The organism is Ectopseudomonas oleovorans, assembly GCF_003052605.1.
GTDB lineage: Bacteria > Pseudomonadota > Gammaproteobacteria > Pseudomonadales > Pseudomonadaceae > Aquipseudomonas > Aquipseudomonas oleovorans_A.
In genome coordinates, this window is sequence record NZ_QASO01000124.1 from 57,981 (window position 1) to 84,381 (window position 26,401).

General features: G+C 61.2%; 27 protein-coding genes and 1 pseudogene. 9 read left to right on the plus strand and 19 right to left on the minus strand.

Annotated elements, in window-relative coordinates; translation table 11 throughout:
* Positions 1–2: 2 nt before the first annotated feature.
* The 13 genes from queE to aspS all read right to left on the minus strand — a co-directional run bounded on the left by queE (position 3) and on the right by aspS (position 11,345).
* On the minus strand, positions 3–650 hold the full coding sequence (queE, locus tag DBO86_RS21745; RefSeq protein WP_108234858.1) for a 7-carboxy-7-deazaguanine synthase QueE: 648 nt from the start codon (positions 648–650) through the stop codon (positions 3–5).
* Between the two features lie 217 nt (positions 651–867).
* Positions 868–1,680, minus strand: coding sequence for a tol-pal system protein YbgF (ybgF, locus tag DBO86_RS21750; RefSeq protein ID WP_108234809.1), 813 nt, complete (start codon positions 1,678–1,680; stop codon positions 868–870).
* Between the two features lie 6 nt (positions 1,681–1,686).
* Positions 1,687–2,184 carry a peptidoglycan-associated lipoprotein Pal gene (gene pal, locus DBO86_RS21755; RefSeq protein ID WP_039964433.1) on the minus strand — a complete coding sequence of 166 codons (498 nt, stop codon included), beginning with the start codon at positions 2,182–2,184 and terminating at the stop codon, positions 1,687–1,689.
* Between the two features lie 54 nt (positions 2,185–2,238).
* Positions 2,239–3,537 (minus strand): Tol-Pal system beta propeller repeat protein TolB, encoded by a 1,299-nt coding sequence (tolB, locus tag DBO86_RS21760; protein WP_108234810.1) that lies wholly within the window; start codon positions 3,535–3,537, stop codon positions 2,239–2,241.
* 5 nt (positions 3,538–3,542) lie between these two features.
* On the minus strand, positions 3,543–4,517 hold the full coding sequence (tolA, locus tag DBO86_RS21765) for a cell envelope integrity protein TolA (RefSeq protein WP_108234811.1): 975 nt from the start codon (positions 4,515–4,517) through the stop codon (positions 3,543–3,545).
* On the minus strand, positions 4,517–4,969 hold the full coding sequence (tolR, locus tag DBO86_RS21770; RefSeq protein ID WP_074860291.1) for a protein TolR: 453 nt from the start codon (positions 4,967–4,969) through the stop codon (positions 4,517–4,519). Before tolR ends, tolA begins: the two co-directional genes overlap by 1 nt.
* Before the next feature lie 27 nt (positions 4,970–4,996).
* Positions 4,997–5,689 carry a protein TolQ gene (gene tolQ / locus DBO86_RS21775; protein ID WP_004423476.1) on the minus strand — a complete coding sequence of 231 codons (693 nt, stop codon included), beginning with the start codon at positions 5,687–5,689 and terminating at the stop codon, positions 4,997–4,999.
* A gap of 2 nt (positions 5,690–5,691) precedes the next feature.
* Positions 5,692–6,144 carry a tol-pal system-associated acyl-CoA thioesterase gene (gene ybgC, locus DBO86_RS21780; protein ID WP_108234812.1) on the minus strand — a complete coding sequence of 151 codons (453 nt, stop codon included), beginning with the start codon at positions 6,142–6,144 and terminating at the stop codon, positions 5,692–5,694.
* A gap of 53 nt (positions 6,145–6,197) precedes the next feature.
* The gene (ruvB, locus tag DBO86_RS21785) at positions 6,198–7,250 is read right to left on the minus strand and encodes a Holliday junction branch migration DNA helicase RuvB (protein ID WP_108234813.1); all 1,053 of its coding nucleotides are present in this window, start codon (positions 7,248–7,250) and stop codon (positions 6,198–6,200) included.
* A gap of 101 nt (positions 7,251–7,351) precedes the next feature.
* Positions 7,352–7,957: a Holliday junction branch migration protein RuvA gene (ruvA, locus tag DBO86_RS21790; RefSeq protein ID WP_108234814.1), complete on the minus strand. Its 606-nt coding sequence runs from the start codon at positions 7,955–7,957 to the stop codon at positions 7,352–7,354.
* A 21-nt stretch (positions 7,958–7,978) separates the two neighbouring features.
* Positions 7,979–8,503 carry a crossover junction endodeoxyribonuclease RuvC gene (gene ruvC / locus DBO86_RS21795; protein WP_108234815.1) on the minus strand — a complete coding sequence of 175 codons (525 nt, stop codon included), beginning with the start codon at positions 8,501–8,503 and terminating at the stop codon, positions 7,979–7,981.
* Between the two features lie 214 nt (positions 8,504–8,717).
* The gene (locus tag DBO86_RS21800; RefSeq protein WP_104727700.1) at positions 8,718–9,467 is read right to left on the minus strand and encodes a YebC/PmpR family DNA-binding transcriptional regulator; all 750 of its coding nucleotides are present in this window, start codon (positions 9,465–9,467) and stop codon (positions 8,718–8,720) included.
* Positions 9,468–9,569: 102 nt separating this feature from the next.
* Positions 9,570–11,345, minus strand: coding sequence for an aspartate--tRNA ligase (gene aspS, locus DBO86_RS21805; protein ID WP_108234816.1), 1,776 nt, complete (start codon positions 11,343–11,345; stop codon positions 9,570–9,572).
* A gap of 171 nt (positions 11,346–11,516) precedes the next feature.
* Between aspS and DBO86_RS21810 the strand changes: the two genes are divergently transcribed.
* The 4 genes from DBO86_RS21810 to DBO86_RS27375 all read left to right on the plus strand — a co-directional run bounded on the left by DBO86_RS21810 (position 11,517) and on the right by DBO86_RS27375 (position 14,897).
* On the plus strand, positions 11,517–12,029 hold the full coding sequence (locus DBO86_RS21810) for an Hpt domain-containing protein (RefSeq protein WP_108234817.1): 513 nt from the start codon (positions 11,517–11,519) through the stop codon (positions 12,027–12,029).
* A gap of 80 nt (positions 12,030–12,109) precedes the next feature.
* Entirely contained in the window at positions 12,110–12,580 is a 471-nt protein-coding gene (locus DBO86_RS21815; protein ID WP_108234818.1) for a Dps family protein, read from the plus strand.
* 454 nt (positions 12,581–13,034) lie between these two features.
* On the plus strand, positions 13,035–14,102 hold the full coding sequence (locus DBO86_RS21820; RefSeq protein ID WP_108234819.1) for a GGDEF domain-containing protein: 1,068 nt from the start codon (positions 13,035–13,037) through the stop codon (positions 14,100–14,102).
* Between the two features lie 171 nt (positions 14,103–14,273).
* A complete protein-coding gene (locus DBO86_RS27375; RefSeq protein ID WP_108234820.1) occupies positions 14,274–14,897 on the plus strand; it encodes a cold-shock protein in 624 nt (207 codons plus the stop codon).
* A 42-nt stretch (positions 14,898–14,939) separates the two neighbouring features.
* Here the strand turns inward: DBO86_RS27375 and DBO86_RS21830 are convergent, their stop codons facing one another.
* Positions 14,940–15,146, minus strand: coding sequence for a SlyX family protein (locus DBO86_RS21830; RefSeq protein ID WP_108234821.1), 207 nt, complete (start codon positions 15,144–15,146; stop codon positions 14,940–14,942).
* Positions 15,143–15,574, minus strand: a complete 432-nt coding sequence (locus DBO86_RS21835) for an HIT family protein (RefSeq protein WP_108234822.1) — start codon at positions 15,572–15,574, stop codon at positions 15,143–15,145. The genes DBO86_RS21830 and DBO86_RS21835 overlap by 4 nt, the downstream gene beginning before the upstream one ends.
* A 646-nt stretch (positions 15,575–16,220) precedes the next feature.
* On the opposite strand from DBO86_RS21835, the gene DBO86_RS21840 reads away from it, so the two are divergent.
* On the plus strand, positions 16,221–17,486 hold the full coding sequence (locus tag DBO86_RS21840; protein ID WP_108234823.1) for an OprD family porin: 1,266 nt from the start codon (positions 16,221–16,223) through the stop codon (positions 17,484–17,486).
* A gap of 76 nt (positions 17,487–17,562) precedes the next feature.
* Here the strand turns inward: DBO86_RS21840 and DBO86_RS21845 are convergent, their stop codons facing one another.
* The gene (locus DBO86_RS21845) at positions 17,563–17,970 is read right to left on the minus strand and encodes a PaaI family thioesterase (protein WP_108234859.1); all 408 of its coding nucleotides are present in this window, start codon (positions 17,968–17,970) and stop codon (positions 17,563–17,565) included.
* Between the two features lie 142 nt (positions 17,971–18,112).
* On the opposite strand from DBO86_RS21845, the gene DBO86_RS21850 reads away from it, so the two are divergent.
* Together DBO86_RS21850 and DBO86_RS21855 are read left to right on the plus strand one after the other, a co-directional pair.
* Positions 18,113–19,828 (plus strand): proline--tRNA ligase, encoded by a 1,716-nt coding sequence (locus tag DBO86_RS21850; RefSeq protein ID WP_108234824.1) that lies wholly within the window; start codon positions 18,113–18,115, stop codon positions 19,826–19,828.
* Positions 19,829–19,848: 20 nt separating this feature from the next.
* On the plus strand, positions 19,849–20,808 hold the full coding sequence (locus tag DBO86_RS21855; RefSeq protein WP_108234825.1) for a hypothetical protein: 960 nt from the start codon (positions 19,849–19,851) through the stop codon (positions 20,806–20,808).
* A 30-nt stretch (positions 20,809–20,838) separates the two neighbouring features.
* On the opposite strand, the gene DBO86_RS21860 is transcribed toward DBO86_RS21855, so the two are convergent.
* Positions 20,839–21,519, minus strand: coding sequence for a class I SAM-dependent methyltransferase (locus DBO86_RS21860; RefSeq protein ID WP_108234860.1), 681 nt, complete (start codon positions 21,517–21,519; stop codon positions 20,839–20,841).
* Positions 21,520–21,729: 210 nt separating this feature from the next.
* On the opposite strand from DBO86_RS21860, the gene DBO86_RS21865 reads away from it, so the two are divergent.
* A complete protein-coding gene (locus DBO86_RS21865) occupies positions 21,730–24,795 on the plus strand; it encodes a transglycosylase domain-containing protein (protein WP_108234826.1) in 3,066 nt (1,021 codons plus the stop codon).
* A gap of 95 nt (positions 24,796–24,890) precedes the next feature.
* A complete protein-coding gene (locus tag DBO86_RS21870) occupies positions 24,891–25,772 on the plus strand; it encodes an alpha/beta hydrolase (RefSeq protein ID WP_108234827.1) in 882 nt (293 codons plus the stop codon).
* A 15-nt stretch (positions 25,773–25,787) separates the two neighbouring features.
* Here the strand turns inward: DBO86_RS21870 and DBO86_RS21875 are convergent, their stop codons facing one another.
* On the minus strand, positions 25,788–26,000 hold the full coding sequence (locus DBO86_RS21875) for a VF530 family protein (RefSeq protein WP_039964429.1): 213 nt from the start codon (positions 25,998–26,000) through the stop codon (positions 25,788–25,790).
* 32 nt (positions 26,001–26,032) lie between these two features.
* Positions 26,033–26,299 (minus strand): annotated as a pseudogene (locus tag DBO86_RS21880) (group II intron maturase-specific domain-containing protein); the annotation flags it as partial.
* Positions 26,300–26,401 lie beyond the last annotated feature (102 nt).

Below are 26,401 nucleotides of genomic sequence, written 5' to 3' on the forward strand. Positions count from 1 at the left end.
GTTCAGTGTCCCGGCTCGTCGTTCCAGAGAATCTTGTGTAGCTGCAGTTGCAGGCGTACCGGCAGGTTGTCCGCCACGATCCAGTCAGCCAGCGCCCGCACATCGACCTGTTTATGGCTGGGCGAAAACAGTACTTCGCCGGCCCTGGCAGCCAGGTCATATTCGATCAATTTGGATACTGCCCAGTCGTAGTCTTCACGCGAGCAGATGACGAACTTGACCTGATCGTTGCGTGTCAGCCACTGGACGTTCTCGTAGCGATTGCGCTGCACTTCAGCAGATCCAGGCGTCTTCAGATCGAGCACCTTGCTGACCCGGGCATCGACCGCTGAGACGTCGAGTGCCCCACTGGTCTCCAGCGACACCTCGTAGCCGGCATCACACAGACGCGCAAGCAAGGTAATGCAGTTGGGTTGAGCCAGCGGCTCGCCGCCAGTGACGCAGACGTAGCGCGGCCGATAGGCGGCCACCTGGTCGAGGATACTGTCCAGCGTGACGATCTCGCCGCCGCTGAAGGCATAGGCGGTATCACAGTACTGACAGCGCAGGGGGCAGCCGGTAAGGCGCACGAATACCGTCGGCAAGCCGGCAGTACGCGTCTCCCCCTGCAACGAATGGAAAATCTCGGTAATGCGCAGAGTTTCTTGCATGGTAGCCACGGGCGTGATGACGAAACAGGCCATCCGCCTCCGTTGCGTGAAAAGACAGGAATGCCGACAGCAGCCGCCATTCGACGATGCCTGGTGACAAGGACATCAGCCGAGCTGAAACCCTGTCATCAGGCGAGGGGGCATTCTAATGGAAGCCGGCAAACTACGGATAAGAAAAACCCGCGACTGGCGCGGGTTTGTTCATCGAATCTCGAGCCTACAGTCGCTGCAGATCACGCTGCGCCAGCTGCGCTGCTGAACTGCCCGGGTACTGCGCAATCACCTGCTGCAGAATGCTGCGTGCCTTGTCATTGTTACCCAGACGGCGCTCGACATCGGCCAGCTTGAACAGCGAATCCGGCACCTTGGCATGACTCGGGTAGGCCTGAGTGACCTTGGCAAAGGCCTGACCGGCAGCCTGCAGGTCGCCCTTGGCCAGGTTCACTTCGCCCAGCCAGTACTGTGCATTACCCGCATACTGGCTATTGGGATAACGATTGAGAAAGGCGCTGAACGCCTGCGACGCCTTGTCGAAGTCCTTGGCCTTGATCAGGTCGAAGGCAGCGTCGTAATAGAGTTTTTCCTTGGCCGGATCACCCGGCTCGGCGCTGGCCTGCTGTTGTGCGGCAGGTGGCGTCGGGGTGCCACTGGCGTTTACCGCGCCAGTGGCTGAATTCTGTGCGGGAGTTCCACCGGCAGCGGCGCCGGAAGAAATGCGTTGATCCAGATCCTGATAACGCTCCAGGCCTTCCTGCTTGAGGCGCTGAATTTCATTCTGCTGCTCTTCTACCATGCCACGCAGCTGGGCAATTTCCTGCTGCATCTGCTCGAGCTGGATGAACAGCATACCCTGTGCAGAAGCGGGCGCTTGCGAACCCGCTCCGACAGAGGCGCCGGCCGTACCATAACCCGCCGGTGGAAAGCTGCTGCCCTGTTGCATGGAGCTGCTTTCCAGTACGGGAACTTCCGCCATCGCCGCGAACGGCAAGGCGAGCGTCAGAAGGGTCAGGATACGGCGGCAATCACGCATGGCAGCTTACTTACGCAGCTCTACGCGACGGTTCTGAGCCCAGGACTGCTCGTCGCTGCCAGTGGCAACCGGACGCTCTTCGCCGTAGGAAACGACTTCCAGCTGAGCCGGGGAGACGCCCTGCAGAACCAGGTAACGCTGCACGGCCTTGGCACGACGCTCGCCCAGAGCCATGTTGTACTCACGGGTACCGCGCTCGTCAGCGTGGCCTTCCAGAACGACGCGAGCGCCGTTGCCTTTCAGGTCCTTGGCGTGTACGTCCAGAGCGCGCATGGCTTCGGCTTTCAGGTCGGAGCTGTCGTACTCGAAGTAGAAAGTGGTGATAGCGCGCAGAGCCGCTTCTTCGCTCAGGCTGCCATCGACAGCGCCAGTGTTGGCACCGTAGCCAGCGTTCGGGTCAACTGCGCCTTCGCCAGCAGCGTCGCCGCCTTTGGAGGAGCAACCTACGGCAACGGCGAGAGCCAGGGACAGTGCAGCGAACTTACCGAATTTCAGCATTTCCATCATGTAACTCCTAATGAACCCCAGTTGTGTTGAGCAAAAAGGTGTAGCACCGCATCAGTTCAGGTAAGGGGACCAAGAAGGCTCTCGAACTTCGCCTTGAGCGGTAGGAAGAGGGAGCCTCACGCGTCCATTGGTGGACGCCAACATCAAGACTCCCCGGCCCTGCTGGCGGGTGGCGTAGATTAGCATGGTGCCATTGGGCGCAACAGTGGGCGACTCATCCAAACTTGTGTCGGAAAGTATGCGCAGACGGTTGGTTTCCAGGTCCTGGGCAGCCACTTTGAACACGGTGAAACCTTCCTGGCGATGGATCATCACCAGGGTCTTTTCATCAGCCGACAATTTCGGGTTGGCGTTGTAGTTCCCGACAAAGGTCACTCGCTCCACGGCCCCAGTATTGATGTTGGTCTTGTAGATCTGCGGACGCCCCGCACGATCCGAGGTGAAGTACAGGGTCTGACCATCCTTGCCCCAGAAGGGTTCGGTATCGATGGCGTAATGGTTGGTGACGCGACGCATCTGCCGGCTGCCCATGTCCATCACGTAGATTTCCGGGTTGCCGTCACGCGACAGCACGAAGGCCAGGCGATTGCCATCCGGCGACCAGGCAGGCGCGCCGTTGAGGCCTTCGAAGTTGGTGATCTGCTCGCGACGACCGGTATCGATGTGCTGGACGAAGATGCGCGGACGACGCTGCTCGAACGAAACATAGGCAATACGACGGCCATCCGGCGCGAAGGACGGCGACAGGATCGGCTCGCGCGACTGCAGCAACGTCACCGCGCGGGCACCGTCATAGTCGGAGCGCTGCAGGGTGTAACGGGTGTTGTTGGCGCCCATGCGCTCGGCAGTGACGTACAGCAGACGCGTGGAGAACGCGCCCTTGACGCCGGTGAGCTTCTCGAACGACTGGTCGGCGATATGGTGTGCCATATCGCGCAACTGATCGGTGCCACCACCGACATTGCCGGTCATGACCTGCTGCTCGGTGTTGACGTTGAACAGCGCGTACTGCACCTGCAGCCGGCCTCCATTGGGCACGATGTTGCCGACCAGCAGGTACTGGGCGCCGAGGGCTTTCCAGTCGCGGTAGATGACCTCGCTGGCCTGGGTCGGCAGACTGATCATGTTCTGCCGAGGGATCGGCTCGAAGTAGCCGGAGTTGCGCAGGTCATTACCGATGATCTCGGACATGTCCTCGGGCAATACCGAACCACCCTGCCAGCCAAAGGGCACGACGGCGATGGGCGTGGCGCGGTCGGCACCCTGGGAGATCACCAGCGGATCGGCCGCCTGGACGCTACCGACCAGCATGACCAGCCCCAGCAGGGCGATACGAATCAGGTTGTTCACAGAGCTCAATCCTCCGGTTTGAAAATAACGCGACGCTGCCTGTACCGACTGTCGAAGGTAGCGCGATCCAATTGTTGCATCTCGGGAATACGCCCGACGTTACGTACAGCTGCCACGGCCGAACTATCGAACGGCGCATCGCCACTGGAGCGCGATACGCTGGCGTTGGTGATGGTGCCATCGGGCAACATCTGGATCACCAGCTCGACACTCATGCCACGACGGGCCGACATCGGCCGCTGCCAATTCTCGGTGATCAGCTTGATGATCAGATCATCGAGGTTGCCGGCCACCTGATCACCATGGGTTTCGGCCAGCGCCTGCTGGTTCTGCACATTGTCCGACAGCAGTTCGGCCAGCGCTGCGGCCTTCTGATCCTCGGCGGCCTTGCGCCGTGCATCTTCAGCCTTGCGTTTGGCATCCTCGGCCGCTTTCTTTTTCGCGGCTTCGGCGGCTGCCTTTTTCTTCGCCTCTTCTGCAGCGGCCTTTTTCTTCGCCTCTTCTGCAGCGGCCTTTTTCTTGGCCTCTTCAGCGGCTTTTTTCTTCGCCTCTTCCTCAGCGCGCTTCTTGGCGATATCGGCCTGGCGCTTCTGTTCGGCGGCCTTCTCGGCCTCGGCCTTCTTCGCTGCTTCAGCCTTGGCAGCTTCGGCTTTGGCCTGCTCAGCCTGTTTTTGTTCCTCGGCACGTTTGGCGGCTGCGACCTTCTGCTCCTCGGCCTTCTTCTGCTCCAGCCTTTCGGCCTCGAATTGCGGCGCGGAGGTTTTCTGTGCCTCGCCGGCGACCTTTTGCGTGGTCTGCGTAGTGGCCTGACTCTGCGACTGCAACTGGTACAGCGTAGCCTGAACCACCGGGCGCGCCGGTGGCAGCTCCGGGGTGAAGGCGACACTGACGAACAGCATGGCAAAGATGAGTACGTGCAGGCCCACTGCCCAGACTACAGGCCAGAAGTAGCTTTCCGACTGCGTGCGCTCGTGCTGCATCAAGGCGCCTCGGTTATCAGTCCGACATTGCCGACATCGGCCTGCTGCAAGCCGCCCATGGCCGCCATGACCGTGCCGTAATCAACCGACTTATCACCGCGCACGAACACCTGCACCTGCTTACCCTGACGGCGATTCTCACTGATGATGGCCGACACGGCCTGGGTCATCTGCTCGAGATTGACGGCACGTTCCTGCTCGGTATCGACATCGACCTCGCTGCCCATGTTCCAGTAGTAGGTCTTGTCGGCCTTGATGGAGATGGTCAGCACCAAGGCGTCGTTATCCTGCGGCAACACCTCGCTGCTGACTTTGGGCAAGTCGACCTTGACCCCCTGATTGAGCATCGGCGCGGTGACCATGAAGATGACCAGCAGCACCAACATCACGTCGATGTAGGGCACCACGTTCATCTCGGCGACCGGCTTGCGTCTGTTGCGAATTCTCGCCATGGTAAAAACCTGTCCTCTTCGCTCGCCTTATTCTTCCGAGGTATGCACTTTGCGGTGCAGGATGGCCTGGAACTCGTCAGCGAAGGTGTAATAACGACCGATCAGCATCTCGCCACGGGCAGAGAAGCGGTTGTAGGCGATGACTGCCGGAATCGCCGCGAACAGGCCGATGGCGGTCGCGATCAGTGCCTCGGCAATGCCCGGGGCAACGGTAGCCAGCGTGGCTTGCTGCACCTGGGACAGGCCCAGGAAGGAATTCATGATGCCCCATACGGTGCCGAACAGACCGATATACGGGCTGGTGGAACCGACGGTTGCCAGGAACGGCAGAGCGGTCTCCAATTTTTCCTCTTCACGGGAGATGGCCACGCGCATGGCACGCGACACACCATCCATCACAGCATCCGGGTCAACGCCCGGCTGCTGACGCAGGCGCGAAAACTCCTTGAAGCCGGCGCGGAAAATCTGCTCCAGGCCAGAGTCCGGATCCGGGTTGCTGCCGGCCTGGCGATACAGTTTGGACAAGTCGATGCCGGACCAGAAACGGTCCTCGAAGTTGTCCAGCGCACGCTTGGCGGCACGAATGGCGGTGCTGCGCTGGAAGATCATCACCCAGGATATGACGGACGCCGCCACCAGGGTGAGCATGACCAGCTGCACCACCAGGCTGGCATGACTGATCAGGCTCCAGACCGACATATTGTCTACGTTGGCTTCCACGCTTACTCTCCTGCTGCAATTGGACCCGGCGCCTGCGTCCCGGCGAACGCATGTCGCAGAGGCTCGGGAATGGCCCGGGGTTTCAAGTTGTCGGCGCGCACACAAGCCACCAGAAACTGCCCTTCGCAGAGCAGCACATCATCCGCAGCCCGCCTGACCTGTTGACGAAAGCGCAGGCTGGCACGGTTCAATTCGATTACATCGGCGCTGATCACCAGCTGGTCATCCAGACGTGCCGGCGCGTGATAACGCGCCTCGGCCGAATGCACGACGAACAACAGGCCCTCACCGGAAAGCGTCGACTGGGCATAACCCAGCTCACGCAGGCGCTCGGTACGAGCCCGCTCCATGAATTTGAGGTAGTTGACGTAGTAGACGATGCCGCCCGCGTCGGTGTCTTCGTAATAGACCCGGCAATGGTGGCTGAACGGCTGGACTCCGTTTTGCGCGCGCATACTCTAGTCCTCGGCCTGCGGCTTGCCAATCCGGCCTGGTAACAATTTTTTCGTCATTCGTCACCTGCACTGAACAGATCGTCGGCGACCTGCTCGCCGACGCGCCTGGGAATGTTGAGGCCGAAGTGCAGATAGGCATGACGCGTGACCACACGCCCGCGCGGCGTGCGCATCATGTAACCCTGCTGAATCAGATACGGCTCGAGCACATCCTCGATGGTATGGCGCTCCTCACCTATCGCCGCCGCCAGGCTGTCCAGCCCTACCGGCCCGCCGTCGAACTTCTCGATCATGACCAGCAGCAAGCGGCGGTCGGAATGATCGAAACCGCGTTCGTCGACATCCAGCAGATTCAGTGCCTGGTCGGCAATCGATGGGGTGATGTGGCCAGTGCCACGTACCTCGGCAAAATCGCGCACCCGGCGCAGCAGACGATTGGCGATACGCGGCGTGCCGCGCGCGCGACGGGCAATCTCGAAGGCGCCCTTGGCCTCGATGGGCAAGCCGAGAATCCCGGCCGAGCGCGCAACGATGGTGGCCAGGTCATCAACGCCATAGAACTCCAGGCGCTGAACGATACCGAAACGGTCACGCAGCGGATTGGTCAGCATGCCGGCACGGGTGGTGGCACCGACCAGGGTGAAGGGCGGCAGGTCGAGCTTGATCGACCGCGCCGCCGGGCCTTCGCCGATCATGATATCGAGCTGGAAGTCTTCCATGGCCGGATACAGCACTTCCTCGACCACCGGCGACAGGCGATGAATTTCGTCGATGAACAATACATCGCCACTTTCCAGGTTGGTCAGCAGCGCAGCCAGATCCCCCGGACGTTCGAGCACCGGGCCGGACGTGCTCTTCATCGAGCTGCCCATTTCCTCGGCAATGATATTGGCCAGGGTGGTCTTGCCCAGGCCTGGCGGGCCGAAGATCAGCGTATGGTCGAGCGCTTCCGCCCTGCCCCGCGCCGCCTGGATGAACAGCGCCATCTGTTCGCGCACGACGGGCTGGCCGATGTAGTCGGCCAGGCGCAGCGGACGAATGGCCCTATCCTGCTGCTCGTCGCGCTCGCGGGGGCCGGCGGTAATCAGGCGATCGGCTTCGATCATCGAGGCATTCCACTAAAAGTCCATTGAATTGCACTGCCATGCGGCAAACCATGCAGCGTTTCCCAGCAGAAGGCCGGTGGATGAAACAGGCGTCATCCACCCTACGCCATGCCGCGCAGCGCGCGCCGGATCAAATCCTCACTGCTCATGCCATCCTCCTTGACAGCAGCCACAGCCCGACTGGCTTCCTGCGGTTTGTAGCCAAGAGAGATAAGCGCGCTGACCGCGTCGTTCTCCGCACTTGAGACTGCCTGAGCCAGTTGAGGTTCAGCCACCAGAGGCGCGATGGACGGTATCGACTCCCAGGCCTTGAAGCGATCCTTGAGTTCTACCAGCAGTCGCTCGGCGGTTTTCTTGCCGACTCCTGGCACCTTGACCAGCGCTGCGGTGTCCTGCGCCTGCACGCAGCGCACCAGCTCATCGACCTCGAGCCCGGACATCAGCGCCAGCGCCAGCTTGGGGCCAACGCCATTGAGACGAATCAGCTCGCGGAACAGCTCGCGCTCGCGCTTTTCGAAAAAACCGTAGAGCAGATGCGCATCCTCACGCACCACCAGATGAGTGTGCAGGGTTACCGGCTCACCCACCGTAGGCAGACGATAAAGGGTCGTCATCGGTACTTCCAGCTCATAACCGACGCCATTCACATCCAGAAGCAAATGCGGCGGCTGCTTCTCCGCCAGGGTGCCGCGCAAACGTCCGATCACCACTGTGTTCCTTTGATCCGATTACAAACGAAGACGGCCGCCACGCCGCTTGGCGCCGGCCAGCCCATGGGCAATGAGACTCTGTCGATGGTGGGCATGGCACAGGGCGATGCCCAGGGCATCGGAGGCGTCGATCTGCGGCTTTTGCACCAGCTTGAGCAGGTGCATGACCATCATCTGCACCTGTTGCTTGTCCGCCGCGCCGGTGCCGACTACCGTCTGCTTGACCTGGGTGGCGGTGTATTCGCTGACTTCCAGCCCCGCCTCCACCGCTGCGACGATGGCCGCGCCACGCGCCTGCCCCAGCTTGAGCGCCGAATCGGCATTGCGCGCCATGAACACCTGCTCGATACCCATGGTCACCGGGCCATGGGTGCGAATCACCTCGCTGACGCCGCGAAAGACGATCTGCAGGCGCTCGGCCAGCGGTCCGTTGCCAGTGCGAATGCAGCCCGAGGCCACGTACTCGCAGCCGCGCCCAGTATCGCGTACCACGCCATAACCGGTGATGCGCGAACCGGGATCGATTCCTAGGATGAGGGTCATGTCGGCAACTGTCTATTTATCCAGTTGGCGAGTATACGGGCGTCCTCATGCGCCGTCACTCGTGACACACCTGAGGAACCAGAGAAAACCGCAGAAGGGGCGCTGGGCAGACGCAGGGGCAGCGTAGGGTGGGCTTCAGCCCACCAGGGCCGCTTACCCATAGCGGACACACACGGACGCCACCCTACTCACCCTACACATCCGGGCTACAGCCTCAGCCGAGCTGCTCCATGATCTCTTCAGCGACTTCGGCGTTGTGATAGACGTTCTGCACGTCATCCAGATCTTCGAGCATGTCGATCAGCTTGAAGACCTTCTGCGCCGTTTCCAGATCAGTGATCGGCGCGCTGATCGAGGGGATCATGGCGATTTCCGCTTCCTCGGCCTTGAAACCAGCAGCGCTCAGTGCTTCGTTGACGGCATGGAACTCGGTGAAGCTGGTCGACACCAGGGCCGAACCGTCCTCTCCCATTTCCACATCGTCGGCACCGGCTTCCAGCGCTGCCTCCATCAGGGCATCTTCATCGACACCCGGCGCGAAGCTGATCTGCCCCTTGCGCTCGAACATATAGGCAACCGAACCATCGGTGCCGAGGTTGCCGCCGCATTTGGTGAAGGCATGCCGCACTTCGGCTGCGGTGCGGTTGCGGTTATCGGTCATCACCTCGACGATGATCGCCACACCGCTGGGCGCGTAGCCTTCATAGCTGAACTCGACGACGTTATCGGCTTCGTTGTTGCCGGCACCACGGGCGATGGCGCGATCGATCACCTCGCGCGACATGTTATTGGTCAGCGCCTTGTCCACGGCCAGGCGCAGACGCGGGTTATCCGCCGGAATCGGCCCGCCGTGCTTGGCAGCGACCGTCAGCTCACGAATCAGCTTGGTGAAGATCTTGCCGCGCTTGGCGTCCTGACGCCCCTTGCGGTGCTTGATATTGGCCCATTTGGAATGACCAGCCATAACTCACTCCATCTATAAGGTTTCACGATTACCGGGGCGTAAGAGTTTGAGTCTCCACCCCATAACGAAGAAGCCTGGAATCTCCAGGCTTCTTTGACAGGCTTATTCGGCCTTGGGTTGCTCGCGCAGGCGAATGTGCAGCTCGCGCAGCGACTTGTTGTCGACAATACCCGGCGCCTGAGTCATGACGCAGGCCGCACTCTGGGTTTTCGGGAAGGCAATCACTTCGCGGATCGACTGTGCGCCGGTCATCAGCATCACCAGACGATCCAGACCGAAGGCCAAACCACCATGGGGCGGCGCACCGTACTTGAGGGCATCGAGGAGGAAGCCGAACTTCTCCTGCTGCTCCTCTTCGCTGATGCCGAGCACACGGAACACGGTCTGCTGCATGGCCTTGTCGTGGATACGGATCGAACCGCCACCCAGCTCGGTACCGTTGAGCACCATGTCGTAGGCACGCGACAGCGCGGCAGCCGGATTGGCCTCCAGCTCTTCAGGGCTGCAGCTCGGCGCGGTGAACGGGTGGTGCATGGCGGTCAGGCTGCCGTCGTCGTTTTCCTCGAACATCGGGAAATCGACAACCCACAGCGGCGCCCACTCGCAGGTGAACAGATTGAGGTCATGACCCAGCTTGATGCGCAGCGCGCCCAGGGCTTCGCTGACGATCTTGGCCTTGTCGGCACCGAAGAACACGATATCGCCGTCGACAGCGCCAACGCGGTCGAGGATGACGTTGATGTTATCCAGCGGGATGTTCTTGACGATCGGCGACTGCAGACCGTCAACGCCGGCCGCACGCTCGTTGACCTTGATATAGGCCAGGCCCTTGGCACCGTAAATGCCGACGAACTTGGTGTAGTCGTCGATCTGCTTGCGCGGCATGCTCGCACCGCCCGGTACGCGCAGCGCGGTAACGCGGCATTTCGGGTCGTTGGCCGGGCCGGCGAAGACCTTGAATTCGACGTCCTTGAGCTGATCCTCGACGTCCACCAGCTCCAGCGGGATACGCAGGTCCGGCTTGTCCGAGCCGAAGCGGCGCATGGCTTCGGCCAGGGTCATGTGCGGCAGCTCACCGAACTCGACGTCCAGCACCTCCTTGAACAGGTTGCGCACCATGGTCTCGGTGATGCCCATGATGTCTTTTTCATCGAGGAAGCTGGTCTCGATGTCGATCTGGGTAAATTCCGGCTGACGGTCGGCGCGCAGGTCTTCGTCGCGGAAGCACTTGGCGATCTGATAGTAGCGGTCGAAGCCGGCGACCATCAGCAGTTGCTTGAACAACTGCGGCGACTGCGGCAGAGCGAAGAAGCTGCCAGCGTGGGTGCGGCTCGGCACCAGGTAGTCGCGCGCGCCTTCCGGCGTGGCGCGGGTCAGGATCGGCGTCTCGACATCGAGGAAACCGTTGTCATCCAGGTAACGGCGGATGCTCGAGGTGATGCGCGAACGCAGCTTGAGCTTCTCGGCCATTTCCGGACGGCGCAGATCGATGAAACGATAGCGCAGACGGGTTTCCTCGCCGACGTCACTGTATTCGTTGAGCGGGAACGGTGGGGTTTCCGCCTCGTTCAAAACTTCCAGCTCGTAGCCCAGCACCTCGATGGTGCCGCTAGCCATGTTCGGGTTGACCGCACCGGCTGGACGCAGACGCACCTTGCCGGTGATCTTGACCACATACTCGCTGCGCACGCGGTCGGCCTTGGCAAAGCTCTCGGCACGATCAGGATCGAACACCACCTGAGCCAGGCCTTCACGATCACGGATATCGAGGAAGATCACCCCGCCATGGTCACGGCGACGGTGTACCCAGCCGCAAAGGGTGATTTCCTGGCCATCCAGGCTCTCGTTCAACTGGCCGCAATAGTGGCTGCGCATCATGATCGTGTTTCGCTTCTCTAAGGTCTTGGATAGGTCAGGCAGCCCCCAGCGCCCTGGGCAGGAGCCACACCGCAGCAAACGTCCAACTGTACGTCGCACGCCGATAAAGAGCGGGATTATATAGCGTAAATCGCCATGACGCAGCCGCCCGGCAGATGGCTTCTATAATCGATGAAGCCTCCCGCCAGGAGAACGACCATACGCAGCGACCTGCCCAGCGACCTGCTGGAAGACTTTCGCCTCGAAGCCGCCGAGCAGCTACCACGCTGCGAACTACTGCTGATCGAGCTTGAACGAGCGCCCAAAAGCGCGGAAAGACTGCGCGAGCTGTTTCGCCTGATCCATACGCTCAAGGGCAACCTGGGTTACGTCGAGCTCAACACACTGATGCCGCTACCACAAGCCATCGAGGAGGTACTCGACGCCCTGCGTTGCGGCGCCATGACCTTCGACAGCCTGCTGGGCGATATCCTGCTGCTTAGCCTCGACCGGTTACGCACCTTGCTGGATCAGGCCCCGGAGGGCAGCGATCATAAGCCTGACAGCGGACAGATCCGGCAACTGTGCAGCGCCCTGCACGCATTGGCCACAGCCCCAGCCGAGCAACAGGACGAGCGGATGCGACCCATTGAAAATGAACCGTTCGTTATCGACAACATCCAAACATCGTATTCATTGATATAAGCCAGGTTCATCCTGGCAGCCCGCGTGTTAGCCTTCACTCATCATGCGGGCCACGCCCAGACCAACTGAAAGGAGAAATCATGGAAATCAATATCGGAATCGCCGAACAGGATCGCGCCGCCATTGCCGAAGGCCTTTCGCGCCTGCTTGCCGACACCTACACGCTGTATCTGAAGACCCACAACTTCCACTGGAACGTCACCGGCCCGATGTTCAACACCTTGCACCTGATGTTCGAAGGGCAGTACACCGAACTGGCCCTGGCCGTCGACGCCATTGCCGAACGTATTCGCGCTCTGGGCTTCCCGGCACCGGGCACCTACGCCGCGTACGCTCGCCTGTCGTCGATCAAGGAAGAAGAAGGCGTGCCCACGGCAGAAGACATGATCAAACAGCTGGTTGAGGGCCAGGAAGCCGTGGTGCGCACTGCTCGCGATATCTTCCCGCTGCTCGACAAGGTCAGTGACGAACCGACGGCTGATCTGCTGACCCAACGCATGCAGGTACACGAGAAAACCGCCTGGATGCTGCGCAGTCTGCTCGCAGCCTGACCCCCAAGGCCCGGTTATCCGGGAATGCTGTTCACTTAAGGCTGCACACGTTTGACTCCCCTCTCCCATTTATTGGGGGCACGCCTAGTGGAGAGGGGCTGGGGGAGAGGGCTGAAAACACCGCAAACCTGCCAGTTTTCCCCTCTCCGAACGCGGCCCGCCCTAACAGGCCGTTGAAAAACGTAGGCGAGGCAGCCAATGCAAGGCAAAAATAGGCGAAAAAGCGGAGTTTACGAGCTGTAAATGAGCATTTTGAGCCTGTTTTTAACGCAGCAGTGGCAACGCAGATAGTTTTTCAACAGCCTGCTAACCCTCTCCCCAAAGGGGCGAGGGGACTCATCGCGTCCGACCATTTCTTATGTGAACAGCATTACGCTCATCCGGGCCTTTTCATTAGGCACATAGTTATCCCCTGATCTATGCTCTGGCCATTAGCCAGCGAGTTCCTGCCGCAATGAGTCAAGCAAACAAACCGCTCAGCATCATCAACCTCTACCCGGAAGAAACCCGCGAGGCGGCGGAACTACTGAAACAAGCGGTGCCGCTGATGATGCGCCACGCCATACCGCCCAACCCGGTGCACTATGCACTCTGGTACACCTACAGCAGAGGCAGCGAACCCGAACTCAACCGACGCCTGGACAAGGTGGTCGAGGACTTCGACGTATTCCCCCCGGAAACCGCCAGCCGCCTGTTTCGCGACTACATCATCCGCGGCGAACTGGAAGAAGCACGCGCCGGCCAGCAACAAGTCATCGAGCTGGTCGACGATATCGAAGGCGACGTCTCCAGCAGCGTGATCGGTAGCCAGCACTACCAGCAGAGCCTGAGCCAGGGTCTCAGCGCCCTGCAGGAGCCGATCATCGACGATCTGCCCGGCGTGCTCAGCGAGTTACAGGAAAGCACGCAACTGATGCAGGATCAGCAGGAAAAATTCCTCTATCGCCTGCGCGCCGCACAGCAGGAGATAACCCATCTGCGCAGCCAACTGGAGCGCGCCCACCTGGCTGCAACGCTCGACAGCCTGACCCGCGTATTCAATCGCCACGCCTTTACCCGCCTGCTGGAACGCGCCCTGAGCGAGTCAACAGACGGGCTGGCGCTGCTAATGCTGGATATCGATCATTTCAAGCAGTTCAACGATCAGTACGGCCACCCCCTGGGCGACCGCGTACTCCAGCATGTCGGGCAACTGCTGCGCAACCTGTTGCCACCCGAGGCTTTCGCAGCGCGCTATGGGGGCGAGGAGTTCTGCGTCGTGCTGCGCAATTGCGCCAGCCTGGACGAGGTACTGACCTTCGCCGAACAATTGCGCAACAAGATTCAGTCCCTGCGGGTCAAGGTCAGACGCACGGACCAGATTCTGGACAGCATCACTGCGTCCTTCGGCTGCGCTCTAGCCGAAAACGGTGACACGTTCGAATCCCTCCTGACCCGTGCCGATGATGCGCTCTATCAAGCCAAGCGTGCAGGACGCAATCAGGTACACCCCGCGATCAGCGAAGCGATAGTAAGCGCTTGATTTGAGAAGCCATCTTCTTTGCTGTTAAATAGGCCGGCCTGCCATATCACCTTCCTGTGGCATGGCCAACCTTGTATACCGGCGCGCGCCATGGCCGTTCAGTTGGCCACTAGCGAAGCGCGCTCCCTCCGCAACACCTTGAGTCATCATCAATTAGTGAGTTCATCGAAGATGTTGAAGATTGCCCATCTCGTTACAGGGTTTGCTGCCCTGCTGCTTTGCGCCGTACCCGGTTTTTCCACTTCATTGCTGACCACCCCTGATGCCGTCTACCTGGCACTGACTGGCCTGCTCAACCTGCTGGCCGCCTCGCAACAACAGAGCGCTCCGGCTGCACGGCAGCAACTGCTCGGCCTGTCTTCTGCACTGCTGATACTGGCCACGGTGATACAAAGTCTGATCCTGCTTGCCCCACTGCCCAACATTGGCGGTCAACCAGCCATCTGGCTGCCACTGCTGACCCTGCTCGTCGCCGTGGCGCTGAACCTTGCCGCACACCTGAAGACCGCCCCTCGCAGCCCAGAACAACGCGCACCCTCGCAGCCTACCAGCGTCAGCAGCAGCTTCGGCGATGACGATCGCGAGACTGGCACGGTCAAGTGGTTCAATACATCCAAAGGCTTTGGCTTCATTTCCCGCGACTCGGGCGAGGATATCTTCGTGCACTTTCGCGCCATTCGCGGCGAAGGCCACCGCGTACTGGTCGAAGGCCAACGTGTGGAGTTCTCGGTCATGCAGCGTGACAAGGGCCTGCAGGCCGAAGACGTGATCGCAGCGCCACCTGCGCGGCGCTGAGCGGCAGCCAAAGCAAAGCCCGGGAAACCGGGCTTTTTCACATCAATAGTGCGGAGGCGGCGCTTGGTCTTCGGCAATCCCCGCCTGCCCACTCAATTCCTCCTGGCGACGCGCCAGAACCTTTAGCTGCAACTGCATGCGCTCGATACGCTTGCCCTGCTCGACCAGCTCATCACTCAATGCCTGAATGGTGTCATCCTGAAAGGCCAGGCGGCTTTCCAGCTCCATGATCCGCGACTCAAGGCTCATGCAGGCTCTCCGGCAAACTGAAAATCCCTGGTCAGCACCAGCCGCAACCTGGCGATGATCTGCTCGACCTGACTCGCCTCGTAAGGCTGCGCCGGATGCCGCCCCCAGACCGGCGCGGGCCAGGCAATGTCATCGCGCCGACGCACGATCACATGCATATGTAACTGGCTGACGACATTGCCAAGCGTGGCGACGTTCATCTTGTCGGCCGCGAAGATGTCCTTCAGCGTTTCAGCCAGAAGCGTGGTTTCCTGCCACAGTTGTCGCTGATCATCAGCGTCGAGCTGAAACAACTCGCTGACCTCTTCACGCCGAGGAACAAGGATGAACCAGGGGTAATTGGAGTCATTCATCAGCAGCAAACGACACAGGGGAAAGTCCCCGATCACCAGGCAATCCTGCTGAAGGCGTGAATCCAGAGCGAACATGATGAGCCTCCTTATTAATAAAGCGTAACCCCAGCGGGAGGGGAGCAATGGCGCGCAGAATACGCTGGCTCAGCCGAGAGTTCACCCAGCGACCACGCACCAACCCAAGGCAGCTTGAACACATACGCACCGCAGGCGTGCACCATTTTGTTTCTTCCCGTAATGGACAATGCCAAGCGTTACCGGTTAATGCGCAGGCAATGAGCTAACGGCACCTGCAGACAGCTAACCGCAGGCCTCGGCAACCCCTGACGAATCAGCACCAAAAGGAGCGCCGGCGCTACCGCGAGCGCTGCCCTGCGCCTAAAAATCAAGGTTTTAGCAAGACAGGCAGGTTTTGAGCACGACTTTTGCTAACTGTGAAAGCAATGCCCGGCAAGCCGTGCAGTCGATCAATCAAGCGGTCCCAGGCACCTCAGAACCGCAAAAGCGTCGGTGCGACGAGACGCAAGTGCAGAACTATAGATTTGCGACATTCTTCTTCACGCGATGCGACACCAGCATGAACGAAGTCGTAACGAATAGACTGCAACTATCGCCAATATTGGCTGCGTGCTATAAGTTATCGCCGACACAAAAAGAAAGAGCTGTCCATATAACAAAACAGTGGACAGCGCAACTCTTCTAAACCCAAGGAGCAATCACGATGCAAGTGATGAAGTGGAGCGTAATCGCCCTGGCAGTAGCCGCGGGCACCAGCCAACTGGCATTCGCCAGCGCGCAATCCGAGTCCAACGGCTTTGTTGCAGACAGCAGCCTGAATGTTCTGAGCCGCAACCTGTACTTCTCCCGCGATTTCCGCAACGACCCGAGCCTGAACGATGACCCGCAAGAATGGGGTCAAGGCTTCATCGCCACCTACGAGTCCGGCTTCACTCAAGGCACCGTAGGCTTCGGCGTTGACGCCATTGGCCTGCTGGGCATCAAACTGGACAGCGGCAAGGGCCGTTCCGGCACCGGCCTGTTCCCCACTGGTAGCGATGGTCGTTCCCAGGACGATTACTCCGAAGCTGGCGGCGCCGTAAAACTGCGCCTGTCCAACACCGTGCTGAAGTATGGTACCCAGTTCACCGCCCTGCCGGTTCTGAGCACCGACGACAGCCGTCTGCTGCCGGAAACTGCTGAAGGCTTCCTGCTGACCAGCAACGAAATCGAGGGCCTGGAGCTGCACGCGGGTCACTTCACTGGTATCAATGCGCAAGCCCAAACCTATCGTGACAGCAAGGGCCTGAAGAGCGCCGACGTTTTCGGTGGCTCCTATAGCTTCACCGATGACCTGTCGGCCGCTCTGTACTACTCCGACGTAGAAGACGCGTTCAAGAAGTACTACGGCAACGTCAACTACACCTTCGGCATCAGCGAAGATCAGTCGCTCGGTTTTGATTTCAACATCTACAAAACCGACTACGACAAAGAGTACACCAACACCGGTAAGAGCGAAGACAACACCATCTGGAGTCTGTCGGCTGCATACAACTTCGGTGCACATACTCTGACCGCTGCTTACCAGAAGTCGCACGGCGGCTTTGATGGCACTGGTTACGACTACGGTGTAGACGGCGGTGGTACCGTCTGGCTGGCCAACTCGGTACAGCGTTCCGACTTCAACGCCGAAGACGAGAAATCCTGGCAACTGCGCTACGACCTGGACTTCGCCGAGTTCGACGTACCGGGCCTGGCCTTCATGGCTCGCTACATCAGCGGTTCCGACGCTAAAACTGCTACTACCGACAACGGCAAAGAGTGGGAGCGCAATATCCAGGTGGGTTACACCGTCCAGGACGGCCCGGCCAAAGACCTGAACATGCGTGTTCGCCAAGCCACCTATCGCAGCAGCGACGGTGTCTACTACGGCTCTCCGTCGATCGACGAAGTTCGCGTAATCATCGAGTACCCGCTGAGCATCCTGTAATTTCGGGAATCAGCTGAGACTTGAATAAGAAAGGCCCGGGAAACCGGGCCTTTTCTTTTATGGGTAGATTCAATAATTACAGAGGAAGTGCATAGGTACCCGTTACATGTGCAACTAACTCATTCTCATTACCAGCGGAATATAACGAAACTTCGCACACCGCTTGCCGGCGACTCAAGCGTAAGATCCGCGCCTCAGCCAACAAATCCACCGGCTTGGGTTTGATCAGAAAGTTGATGTTGAGGTTGGAAGTAACCGCCATCTCCACCCGCCCCAACCGTCCGAGCACCACGGCATACATGGCCGCATCCCCCAGCGCCATGATGGTCGGGCCGGACAAGGTTCCGCCTGGACGCACCAATTTGGCGTGAAAGGGAACCCTCGCCAGAACCCCCTTCTCATCCAGTCGATCGATCCGCAGGTCGATATCTTCAGCCATGGGCAGCCCGGCCCGGATCAGTGTCTGAACCTCAAGAGCAGTCAATCCCACAGATCGTCCTCCTAGTTAACGCAGTGACGCCTCAAGAACTCGCGGGCGGAGCTTGCGCCCGTTCTGTACGCCACTGTATAGGCACCGTACAATGCCGGCCTATTCCAAACCCTAGCAACCGACAGAACGGCCAAACATGCGTACCAGTCAGTTCCTGCTCTCGACCCTGAAAGAAACCCCCTCCGATGCCGTGGTGATCAGCCACCAGCTGATGCTGCGTGCCGGCATGATCCGCAAGCTGGCCTCCGGCCTGTACACCTGGCTGCCGATGGGCCTGCGCGTACTGCGCAAGGTCGAGAACGTGGTGCGCGAGGAAATGAACGCCGCCGGCGCCCTGGAGGTGCTGATGCCCGCCATCCAGCCGGCCGAGCTGTGGCAGGAATCCGGGCGCTGGGTGCAGTACGGCCCCGAGTTGCTGCGCGTCAAGGATCGCCATGATCGCGAATTCTGCGTCGGCCCGACTCATGAAGAAGTGATCACCGATCTGGCCCGCAACGAGCTGAACAGCTACAAGCAGTTGCCGATCAACATGTACCAGATCCAGACCAAGTTCCGTGACGAGATCCGTCCGCGCTTCGGTCTGATGCGCGGCCGTGAGTTCATCATGAAGGACGCCTACTCCTTCCATGCCGACCAGGCTTCCCTGCAGGAAACCTACGACCGCATGCACCAGGCCTACTGCAATGTATTCAGCCGCCTGGGCCTGAACTTCCGCCCGGTACAGGCCGATACCGGCTCCATCGGCGGCACCGGCTCGCACGAATTCCATGTGCTGGCCGACTCGGGTGAAGACGATATCGCTTTCAGCAATGTCTCCGACTACGCCGCCAACATCGAGAAAGCCGAAGCCATCCCGCGCGAGAAAACGCGCGGTGCTGCGACCGAAGCGATGCGCCTGGTCGATACCCCCGATACCAAGACCATCGATGCACTGGTTCAAGGTTTTGGCCTGGCCATCGAGAAGACCATCAAGACCCTGGTGGTGCACGCCGCCGAGGAAGGCAAGCTGATCGCCCTGATCGTGCGTGGCGACCACGAACTCAACGAGATCAAGGCCGCCAACCTGGAGCAGGTGGCCAGCCCGCTACAGATGGCCAGCGAAGCCGAGATTCGCGCAGCCATCGGCGCCGGCCCCGGCTCACTGGGCCCGGTCAACCTGCCGATCCCCTGCATCATCGACCGCAGCGTCGCGCTGATGAGCGATTTCGCCGCCGGTGCCAACATCGAAGACAAGCACTACTTCGGCGTCAACTGGGAACGCGACCTGCCGCTGCCGGAGGTTGCCGACCTGCGCAACGTCGTTGCCGGCGACCCCAGCCCGGACGGCCAGGGCACCCTGGAAATCAAGCGCGGCATCGAAGTCGGCCACATCTTCCAGCTCGGCACCAAGTACAGCGAGGCGATGAACTGCCAGGTGCTCGGCGAGAACGGCAAGCCGGTGACCCTGACCATGGGCTGCTACGGCATCGGCGTATCGCGCGTGGTGGCGGCCGCCATCGAGCAGAACTTCGACGAGCGCGGCATTCGCTGGAACGATGCCCTGGCGCCGTTCCAGATCGCCCTGGTGCCGCTGCGCTACGAAACCGAGCAGGTGCGCGAAGCCACCGACAAGCTGTATGCCGAGTTGACCGCCGCCGGCTATGAAGTGCTGCTGGATGACCGCGACAAGAAAACCAGCCCCGGCATCAAGTTCGCCGACATGGAACTGATCGGTATTCCGCACCGCGTCGTGGTCAGCGACCGTGGCCTGGCCGAGGGCAACCTCGAGTACAAGAGCCGCGCCGAAACCGACCCGCAAGCCGTGCCGCTGGCCGAGATCCTGCCTTTCCTGCAAGCCCGTATCCGCCGCTGATCACGCCCTACCGAGACATCATGCACACGAGCAACAAACTTCGCCTGACCGGCGCCGCCTTGTGCGGCGCCCTCTTCCTCAGCGGTTGCGCCAATCAGTTGCCGCAACGCAGCGAACACGAGGAGCGCGTCGAACGCAAACTGCTGGATCACCAGTTGCAGATTGATGCCGGCGAACCCAAGGTGCTGGAGCTGCCGCAGCGCCGGGTGCGTGTGCATGACCAGAAGAGCTACGAGGTCACGGCCTTCGAGGTGACCCGTCGCTACGACCGTTACACCCCCTACCAACCCTGGCGCGAACTCTACGAAGTGCCAATGGGCGCAGTAGCCGTGGTAGCCGGTGTGGGCGCCAACATCCTCAATGTCGTATTGCTCGGCAGCCTGCCGGAAACCGCGACCCGCGACTGGATCAGTTACGGCATGGCCGGACTCAACCCGTTCATGAACGTCGAGTCCAATGGGCGCGCCGAGCAAAACCTGGCAAGTATTAACGAGGTGCAGCGCGACAGGCGTATGGAGTACAGCAACCTGCCCTGGAGCGAGCGCCCGGTGCAGGTCAAGGCGGGTGACCAGCAGTTCGAGCTACTCACCGACAACAGCGGCGTGCTGCGCCTCAACCTGCTGGACAGCCCCTTCACCGAACAGGACATCGGCCGTCTGAACACGCTGCAACTGAGCGTTGAAGACCAGCTTGGCGACGATGTCGCACGGGCGCAAACGACGCTCATGGTCAGCCATACGCTGCGCGGCAAACTGCGTGAAGCGCATGACCTGATCTTCGATGATCTCGAAGCTGACGACGTCGAACAGTGGGTGCATCGAGTCAAACGGCTGTCCGACCTGGGTCTGGAAGAAGAGGCCAGTGAGCTGGAGCAGAGCCTGATCGAGCTGACGCGCAATGACCCCGAACTGCAGGAAGCGTTCCTCAAGGCCTTGCTTCAGGACGCCGGGCGCCTGGCGGCGGATCCGGCAGCCAACTGATGATCAACAGGTCGCCTGCCGGCCTTCAGCTCACAGTGGCTTGAGCAATAACAGCAGGGAGACTGGCTGAACACTCTCGGGGTGAAGCGGCTCCTGCAGCCACTCCAGGCGCCAGCCGGTTTCGCCCATCAGCGCCAGCCAGGATTGCAGCGTCCGAAAGAACCAGGGCATGGGTGCCTGGAAACCTTCGCCAAAACCGGCAAAATCCTCGACCCTCCAGCCATCCTGATAAGGCTCACCATGGCTGGCACGCCACGGATGCAGGGTCTGGATCAGCAGGCTGCCACCTGGGGCAAGCAGGCCGTGCAGGCTGCGCAGAATAGGCTGCAGCGGTTCTTCGAGCAGGGCGAAATTGCACACCAGCACCTCGAAACGCCCGAGCTGATCGGCATGCGCGTCCAGCTCGGCATAGCCACAGACGCGATACTGACTGCGCCCATCGCACGCCGCGCGCGCCGCGTCGATCAACGGTGCAGAGGCATCGACCCCGACCGCTTCGATGCCATGCTCAGTCAGACCACGGCACAACCAGCCCTCACCGCAGCCGATGTCCAGCACACGCCTGGGTTGCAATGCCAGCACGGCCTGAATAATGGCGGCATCGGTAACCAGCCGCCGGCTCTCGATGCGTTGCTCACGCACCGCAGCCGCCCAGGCATCGGTATTGGCCTGCCAGCTTTGCTGAAGTTGTTCCCGGTGGTCGCGTTGCATGGTGCAGCCCTGCATCGATGCGCTCTGGCGAGTCTAGCAGGCCTGCCCGCTGCGGCGTACCACTCGGGCAATCGATAAAACCGCCGGCCAGGCAGCCCGCCAGCGTCTAAGCTGTCATCAGGACAGAAGAAAGGACGCAGCCCTGGCGAGCTGAGGTCAGCAGCCGGCCAGGCGCCTCGCAACAATGCTGACAGGCCACGCCGGTGATCTATGGGTGCAGCATGGCAAGGCAAACCACGGCAGCATGACCTGGTTGCGAAAACGGGGCGTTACTGGCGCCTGACGTTCTACCTTGTGCTGGCGGTTCTGGTACTGGCCACTACTGCCCTGCTGGTATTCGAATCACGCAGCGCCCATCTGCAGTCACGCGAGCTGAGCCGTTATGCTGCAGGCCTTACCTACCAGGTCGAGCCTGGCCCCAGCGAACGGATCCTGTACCCAAGCGACGGCCCCTTCGACAAACGCCAGGGTTATGCCTATCTGCCGCTGATGCTGGAACGCCTGCACCAACGCGATTATCAGATCACCGAACAGGCGCGCTTCTCCGACGCCCTGCTGGCCTACAGCCGTCGAGGGCTGTTCCCGCCCTTTACCGAGAAAAGCCAGAGCGGCCTGAGCATCAGCGACTGCCGGGGTACGCCCTTCTACGAGTTTCGTTACCCGCAGCAGGGCTACGCCGACTTCGCCAGTATCGCGCCGCTGGTGGTCGATAGCCTGCTGTTCATCGAGAACCGACACCTGCTCGACGCGTCGCAACCGCTGGCCAATCCAGCGGTAGACTGGCCACGCTTCGCCATGGCCGCACTGTCGCAGCTTGGCAAGATGCTCGACGTGCAGGACCAGTCCGCTGGTGGCAGTACCCTCGCCACGCAGTTGGAGAAGTACCGTCACTCTCCCGATGGCTTGACGCTGTCTGCCGGCGAGAAGCTGCGGCAGATGTTTTCCGCCAGCGTGCGCGCCTATCAGCACGGACCACAGACGCTCGAGGCACGTCAGCGCATCGTCCGCGATTACCTCAACAGCGTACCGCTGTCGGCAGCCCCCGGCCATGGCGAAGTACACGGCCTGGCTGATGGACTGCGCATCTGGTACGGCGCCGACTTCGAGCGCACCAATGCCCTGCTCGACCCACGCCACTCGCCCGACGCCAGCCTGGCCGAGCGCGGCCTGGCGCTGCGCCAGGTGCTGTCGCTGATGATCGCCCAGCGCCGCCCCTCCTATTACCTCGCGCAAGGGCGCCGCGACATGGAGGCACTGACCGAAAGCCATATCCGCCTGCTCGCCAACGCCGGGCTGATCGCCGCCGACCTGCGCGATGCTGCACTCGCGCAGAAACTGCAGTATCGCGACTGGCAGCAGGAGCCCAATCTGCGCGCCGTGGAAAGCGACAAGGGCATCAGCGTGGCGCGCTCACGCCTGTCCAATCTGCTGGGGATGCCACTGTACGACCTCGATCGTCTCGATCTGGCTGCACGCAGCACACTGCAGCGCGATCTGCAGCAACAGGCCAGCGCCTACCTGCAGAACCTGGCTGACCCGGCATTCGCCGGACAGATCGGCCTGTTCGGTGAGCGCCTGCTGTCAGCGGAGAAAACCGCCGAGGTGCGCTACAGCTTCACCCTGTTCGAACGCACGCCGGACGGCAGCCGGGTTCGGGTACAGACCGACAGCACCGACCAGCCCTTCGATATCAACGAAGGCAGCAAGCTGGAGCTGGGCTCGACGGCCAAACTGCGGGTGCTGGCCACCTACCTGGAAATCATCGCCGAGCTGCATCAGCGCTACGCTGGCAAGCATGCAGCCGAGCTGCGCCAGGTGGACATTGCCGAACAGGACGCGCTGAGCCGCTGGGCCGTCAGCTACCTGCAAGCCAACCCGGGTGCAGAGCTGGCCAGCATGCTCGGCGCGGCGCTGGAACGGCGCTATTCCGCCAGCCCGAATGAACGCTTCTTCACCGGCGGCGGGCTACACACCTTTGGTAACTTCCGCCGCGAGGACAACGACCGCAACCCGACCCTGCGCGAGTCGCTGCGCGAATCGATCAACCTGCCGTTCGTGCGTCTGATGCGCGACCTTGTGCGCTACAGCACCTACCAGAACAGCGCCGAATTGCTCAAGGACGACAAGGACCCGCGCCGCCAGCAATACCTGCAACGCTTCGCCGACCAGGAAGGGCGCACCTTCCTGCTGCGCTTCTGGCGCAAGTACCAGGGCCAGCCGCCGCAGCAGCGCCTGGAAACCTTCATCAGCGGCCTGCAGCAGAACTCGGTACGCCTGAGCGCGGTACATCGTTACCTGCTGCCGCAGGCCGATGAAGCCACCTTCGCCGCCTTTCTGCGGACGCAACTGCCGCAGGAAAAGCTCACCGACCAACGCATCGCACGCCTGTACAAGGAGTACGGCCCCGGCGCCTACAGCCTGCCGGATCAGGGCTATATCGCCCGTGTGCATCCGCTGGAGCTATGGCTACTGGGTTACCTGATCGACAACCCGCAGGCGAGTTTCAGCGACGCCGTGGCAGCCAGCATCGACGAGCGCCAGGAGGTCTACGGCTGGCTGCTGCGCACCCGGCACAAGAGTGCCCGTGACAGTCGCATTCGCATCATGCTGGAAGTCGAAGCCTTCTCCGACATTCACCTGCGCTGGCAGAACCTCAGCTACCCCTTCCAGCATCTGGTGCCATCACTGGCTACCGCCCTGGGCAGCTCCGGTGACCGGCCGGCAGCACTGGCCGAACTGATGGGCATCATCCAAAACGACGGGATTCGCCAGCCGGTGCTGCGCATCGACGAACTGCATTTCGCCGCTGGCACGCCTTACGAAACACGGGTCGAGCGCGATATTCATGGCGGCAAGCGGGTGATGCAGTCCGAGGTCGCGGCGGCGCTGCGCAATGCCCTTTCTCAGGTCGTCGAGGGTGGCACCGCCCGGCGCCTGCAAGGCACCTTTCAACTGCAGGACGGCCAAAGCCTGACGCTTGGCGGCAAAACCGGAACCGGTGACAACCGCATCGAAAGCGTAGGCCCGGGCGGACGGGTGATCAGCTCGCGCGCCATGAACCGCACGGCCACCTTCGTGTTCTTCCTCGGCCCGCGCCACTACGGCACCCTCACCGCCTTCGTACCGGGCCGTGATGCCGAGCGCTTTACCTTCACCTCGGCGTTGCCGGTGCAGGTGCTCAAGGGCATGGCGCCGATCCTTGCGCCCTACCTCGAACCGGGCAGTTCCACCCTGTGTGATACGCCGATGAGCGCAGCGCAGATAAGCCGGCGGTAATACCTGGTAACCACAGCCACCTGCGTGTGGTGAAACCGGGCATCGGATGTGCAGTCCATGGCTGCATCATCCGTCGCTGTTCGTGAGCCTCATTCATGTCTTCGTCCTGGTTTCCTCTGCGCCGTCGTCGCCTGAGCCTGATCGTTCTGGCCAGCCTGCTGGTCCTCCTGCCCATCGGCTGCGCCAAACTGGAGCAAACCGAACGCGAACTGGTGTTTCGTATCGAGCCAGGCACCGCGCGCTGGTTCAGCGGCTTGCCCGCTGGCGTCGAGGACGTGCAATTGCAATCACCCACGCTCGCAGCCGATGAAAGCCTGCACGCCTGGTGGTGGCCCGCGCCGCGCAAGGATGCCCCGGCGCTGCTCTACCTGCATGGTTCGCGCTGGAACCTGACCGGCCAGTTGTTTCGCATCGAGCAGTTGCACGCCATGGGCTTCTCAGTGCTGGCGGTGGACTACCGGGGCTTCGGCCAGAGCCGTGGCCCGCTACCCTCCGAGCGCAGCGTCTATCAGGATGCACTGATCGCCTGGGAGCACCTGGCGCGCCTGCAGCCAGATGCGAGCAAGCGGTTCATCTACGGCCACTCCCTCGGCGGCGCAGTGGCCGTCAACCTGGCCCATGAACTGGCCGACGACAAGCAGTCGCCGCAAGCGGCGGGCCTGATCGTCGAGTCCAGCTTCACCAACCTGGGCGATGTGGCCACCGCAGTGAGCAATACCTCGCTACGGGTGCGCTGGCTGCTGTCGCAGGAGTTCGACTCACTGAACAAGATCGGCGCGGTCGGCGTCCCCGTGCTGATCGCCCACGGGCGTGATGACCGCTACGTGCCCGCCCGTTTCAGCGAGGCGCTGTTCGATGCGGCCCGTGAGCCCAAGCAATTGCTGCTGATCGACGGCGCCAACCACAACAACAGCCTGCGCATGGCCGCTAACAGCTACCGGCAGGCCTTGCAGACGCTGGGGCTCGAACTCAACTGATGAAGCTGAACGCCCTCAGGGCCTGAACTGCTGCAGGTAAAGTTGCTCGACCTTGGCCCGCGCCCAGGGTGTCTTGCGCAGAAAGGTCAGGCTCGACTTGATGCTCGGCTCATGCTTGAAACAGCGCACATCGACCTCACGTGCCAGCCCTTCCCAACCGATGCGCTCGACCAGAGCCGCGAGTATCGCCTGCAAGGTCAGGCCGTGAAGCGGGTCATTGCTGCTCATACTGACATCCATCGAATTAAAGTGCGCCTATCTTAGTGCCATAATCGGCATATGTTGCACCACCAGCGCCGGCTGTTGGCCGCCACCCGTTGTGCCACTGTACGACTTGCCCCCAGTGCGCGTAGCTCCCGGAACATGGTCTTGCCTTGCTTCCACTGCTTGAGCTGGATCGCGCGCAACCGATGACGCAGCCACTCGTCCAGCATCTGCCAGACTCGCGACGTTTGCGCCAACCGGTAGTAGCCCTTCCAGCCCTCCAGGTAGGAACTCAGGCGTTCATGCAGTTGCGCTTCGCTTCGTTCGCTGTGATCACCTTACGGCGGGACTTGCACCCGCAGGAGTGCGCCCATGCTGGGCGCACAACGAAAAAGGCGATGACTGCCGGGCAGTCATCGCCTTGT